This is a genomic window from Roseibium sp., assembly GCF_025698965.1.
Lineage (GTDB): Bacteria > Pseudomonadota > Alphaproteobacteria > Rhizobiales > Stappiaceae > Roseibium.
Window position 1 is genome coordinate 1 of the sequence record NZ_JAILWL010000556.1, and the last position, 3,897, is coordinate 3,897.

The window sequence follows — 3,897 nt, forward strand, 5'->3', positions numbered from 1 at the left end:
TCGCAGAGGTTGCAAAGGCTGCAGGTGTGTCGAAAATGACTGCAAGCCGTGTGCTGCGTGACGAGGGTGGGTTCTCCGAAAAGACACGTGCCAAGGTCATGGCGGAAGTCGAGCGTCTCGGCTATCTGCCCAACCGACTTGCGACCGTATTTGCCGGCGACAAGAAATCGACCTTCGTGGGGGTCAGCATTCCGGACCTTGGCAACGAGGTTTTCACGCACGTTCTGGAAGGCATCGACCGCAAGCTGGTCAGCTTCAATCATCAGACCGTGCTCGGCATGACGCAGCATGTCCAGGCCGAAGAAGAGACCTGGATTGAAACGGTGCTGTCCTGGCAGCCGGCCGGTCTTATCCTGACCGGCCGCGCCCACACACCGCGCGCAATTCAGATACTAAACGGTGCAAAAATCCCTCTGGTCGAAATCTGGGATCTGAATTCGAGCCCGGTGGACATGTGCGTCGGTCTCAATCATTTCGACAGCGGCTATGACATGGGCCGCTTCCTGCTGACAAAAGGCTACAGCCGTTTTGGCTATGTCGGAACCTCTCATGACGCTGCAAATGCCGCCACCTCGCGCCTGAATGGCTATGCAAAGGCAATCGAGGATGGTGGCGGCAAACTCACCAGGCAGCTTTGCCTCAACGACATTCCGGGGTTTTATCCAGGCTATTACGGGACGGAACAACTTCTGTCCTCGGATCCGGACGTTGAAGTCATCTTTTACCAGAACGACAACATGGCCGTCGGAGCGGTTCATTTTTGTCAGTCTCAGCAGATCTCGATACCTGCGGATATCGGGATCGCTGGCTGGGGGGAGCTTCCGATTGCGTCGGTCCTCCCCTATCGGCTGACCACGGTGCACGTGAACCACCTCAGGATCGGTCAGCTTGCAGCTGAAAAGCTTCTGCTCAAAATCAATGGTGACACCGCAGCTCCGGTCAGTGATGTCGGCTTCAAACTTGTCCCGGGCGACACCGTCTGACGAACCCTGCAAGGTCTCCCGGTTCGCCTCCGGCTAGGTCGTGTTGCCCGGGTCGAGCGTGAGCGGACAGAGCGTGTGGCTCTCCGCATTTTTCCCGGCAGCACTGTCCAGAATGGCAGTCGCGACAATCCGCCCGAGGTGACGGCCATCCGTGCTGATGGTGGTCAAGCGCGTCGTGATCGTTTGCTCCCGCGACGTGCCGTTGAAACCGAGAACCCTGACCTCATCGGGCACCCGGTAGCCAGCGTTCAAAAGCACTCTCAAGCCTCCAATCGCCATGGCATCGTTCAAAAAGAAGATGCCGTCGACCTGCGACCCGCCTTTCAGCAATCGTTGTGTGAGGAGCTCCCCGCTTTCCGCTTGTCGCGGTAGGTCCGGATCCGTCAGAACGTTTACATCCACACCGGCTGAGTTCATTTCTTTGACAAATCTCTCCATACGCCGGGACGCGCAAAGATCGAGCTGCGTTTCCGCACCGATATAGGCAACCTTTCTCAGTCCGAGTTTCACGAAGTGATCGGCGGCGATTTTTCCTGCCTCGATATGGGAAGGGCCGACATTGACCTGCCCTTGTGGATCATCCCCGTCCCAGATCTGAATGTGAGGCACCCCGAAACGGTGAAGCAATGCCTTCGTGCGTTTCGTCGACGCGATGCCTCCGCTGCGCACAAGAAACGCCGGCCGAAGACTGAGCAGTTCCTGCACCTGTCGTTCCTCTACCTGCGGATCCATCTGGCTTTCAGCAATAAAGATCGAAAGCGAGGCCTGATCGAGGAGGCTGTGCAGGCTACTGATGATCTCGGCATAGATCGTATCGGCAATCGAGGGGATCAGGACCGCAACCAGCATGCTTTTCCTGGTGCTGAGCGACCCGGCCAACCGGTTGGGAACGTAGCCAAGCTCTTCGGCAGCTTCGAAAACGCGCGTCTTTGTCTGATCGGATATTGCTCCGGTTCCGCGCAGAACCTTGGAAACAGTCATTGTGCTGACTTTCGCCAGCCTTGCGACATCCGCAAGCGTGACCATGCCAAAATCCTCCGTTCCCGACTTCGTGTTTTGTGCGTTCAATTATCTGATGCAGCGCCGTTGACAATTTACTTTGTTATCGATAACACATAAACAGGTTATCGATAACCTTGCAAATCTTTTTGCATTCAGATGTTCAACTTTCGGGAGGGAATGTTGGTTTATTGGCGGTGGTTATGGCGCTTCATTGACTGGGCAATGGCGGCACTGCTCCTGGCAATGATCGTGTTGGTCTTCACCAATGTGGTCTTGCGCTATGGGTTTTCATCCGGCCTGAGACCGTCGGTCGAACTGTCGCGTCTGGGGCTGGTCTGGGTCGTCATGTTGGGCGCCGCCGTGATCCTGCGCCGCGAAGAACACCTGGCCGTGACTGAATTGACGGAAGCCTTACTGCCGCGGTTGGTACCTCTTCTCAGGCGCGCTGCCTATCTCGTCATACTGGTTTCGGTTCTGATGCTGTTCTGGGGCGCATTTCGCCAGATGAACGCCAATTGGAACAACATCTCACAGCTGACCGGTCTGCCCTCTGCATTGTTTTATCTCGCAGGTGTCATTTCGGCGATCCTCATGACCGTTATCGCAGCGGTGCGTATCATCTCTCCGGATGCATTGAACTTCGACGAAGACCTGGAGGACACACAGTGACCCTCCTGCTTTTCCTTGGGGTTCTGATCAGCGCCATATTGCTTGGACTGCCGGTTGCCTTCGCCCTGCTCCTGGCTGCCATCGCCTTGATGCTGCAGATGAATCTATTCAGCGCAGACATTCTGGCACAGGCGCTCATCAACGGTGTCGACAGCTTCCCGTTATTGGCAATACCGTTTTTCCTGGTTGCCGGTGAGGTCATGTCCACGGGCGGCCTCTCCAAACGGATCGTGCGCATGGCCGTTTCCATGATCGGTCACAAGAAGGGTGGTCTCGGCTATGTCGCCATCCTGACCGCAATCCTGCTCGCAGGCCTGTCCGGGTCTGCCGTCGCCGATGCAGCCGCGCTCGTCGCCATCCTTTATCCAATGATGCAAAAGGCCGGCTATCCCGATGGCCGGTCTGTCGGACTGCTGGCGGCAGGTGGCATTATCGCGCCTGTGATCCCGCCATCGCTGCCCCTGATCCTGATTGGGGTCGCCGGAAACATCTCGATCAAGAACCTGTTCCTGGGCGGTATCGTCCCCGGTCTGATGATGGGCGGTGCGTTGATGCTGGTCTGGAACCTGCTGATGCGCCGCGAAAACCTCGAGACGCTGGAGCGGGCAACGGCTGGCGAGCGCGTCGCCGCCTTCAAGGATGGCGTCTGGGCGCTTCTATTGCCTGTTATCATTATCGGAGGGATCCGGTTCGGTGTGTTTACGCCGACGGAGGCAGCTGTCGTCGCGGCCGTCTACGCCATTTTCGTTTCCACCTTCATTTACCGGGAAATGACCCTGCAGCGTTTTTTCCGAATTCTGGTGAACGCCGGTCGCTCGACCGCAATGGTGATGTTTCTGGTCGGATGCGCAATGGTCGCTGCCTGGCTCATCACCGTTGCGCAGCTGCCGCAGCAGCTTGCAGCACTGCTTGGACCACTCGTGGAAAATCCACGCCTGCTGATGGCGGTGATCATGGTTCTGGTGCTGTGCGTCGGCATGGTGATGGATCTGTCACCGACCATCCTGATCCTGGTTCCACTGCTCATGCCGGTGGTCAAACTGGCAAATATCGATCCGGTCTATTTCGGACTGATGTTCGTCATCAACTGCTCCATTGGACTGATTACTCCGCCAGTTGGAACGGTTCTGAACGTCGTTTGCGGCGTCGGCCGCGTACCGATGTCCGCGGCGGTCAAAGGCTCATGGCCTTTCATCACCGCCTATCTGATGCTCCTCGCACTCTTCGTCGTATTCCCGAGCAT

The 3,897-nt window shown here is 57.0% G+C and carries 4 protein-coding genes; 3 read left to right on the forward strand and 1 reads right to left on the reverse strand.

The window, feature by feature from the left end:
• The coding region (locus K5905_RS29325) for a LacI family DNA-binding transcriptional regulator (RefSeq protein ID WP_297591078.1) at positions 1-983 on the forward strand (983 nt) is incomplete at its 5' end.
• A gap of 33 nt (positions 984-1,016) precedes the next feature.
• Here the strand turns inward: K5905_RS29325 and K5905_RS29330 are convergent.
• A complete protein-coding gene (locus K5905_RS29330) occupies positions 1,017-2,009 on the reverse strand; it encodes a LacI family DNA-binding transcriptional regulator (protein ID WP_297591080.1) in 993 nt (330 codons plus the stop codon).
• A gap of 198 nt (positions 2,010-2,207) precedes the next feature.
• Here K5905_RS29330 and K5905_RS29335 point away from each other — a divergent pair, with 198 nt between their 5' ends.
• Together K5905_RS29335 and K5905_RS29340 are read left to right on the forward strand one after the other, a co-directional pair.
• Entirely contained in the window at positions 2,208-2,654 is a 447-nt protein-coding gene (locus tag K5905_RS29335) for a TRAP transporter small permease (protein WP_297591082.1), read from the forward strand.
• Positions 2,651-3,897, forward strand: a 1,247-nt coding sequence (locus K5905_RS29340) for a TRAP transporter large permease subunit (RefSeq protein WP_297591085.1), incomplete at its 3' end; no start/stop codon positions are given. The genes K5905_RS29335 and K5905_RS29340, both read left to right, overlap by 4 nt.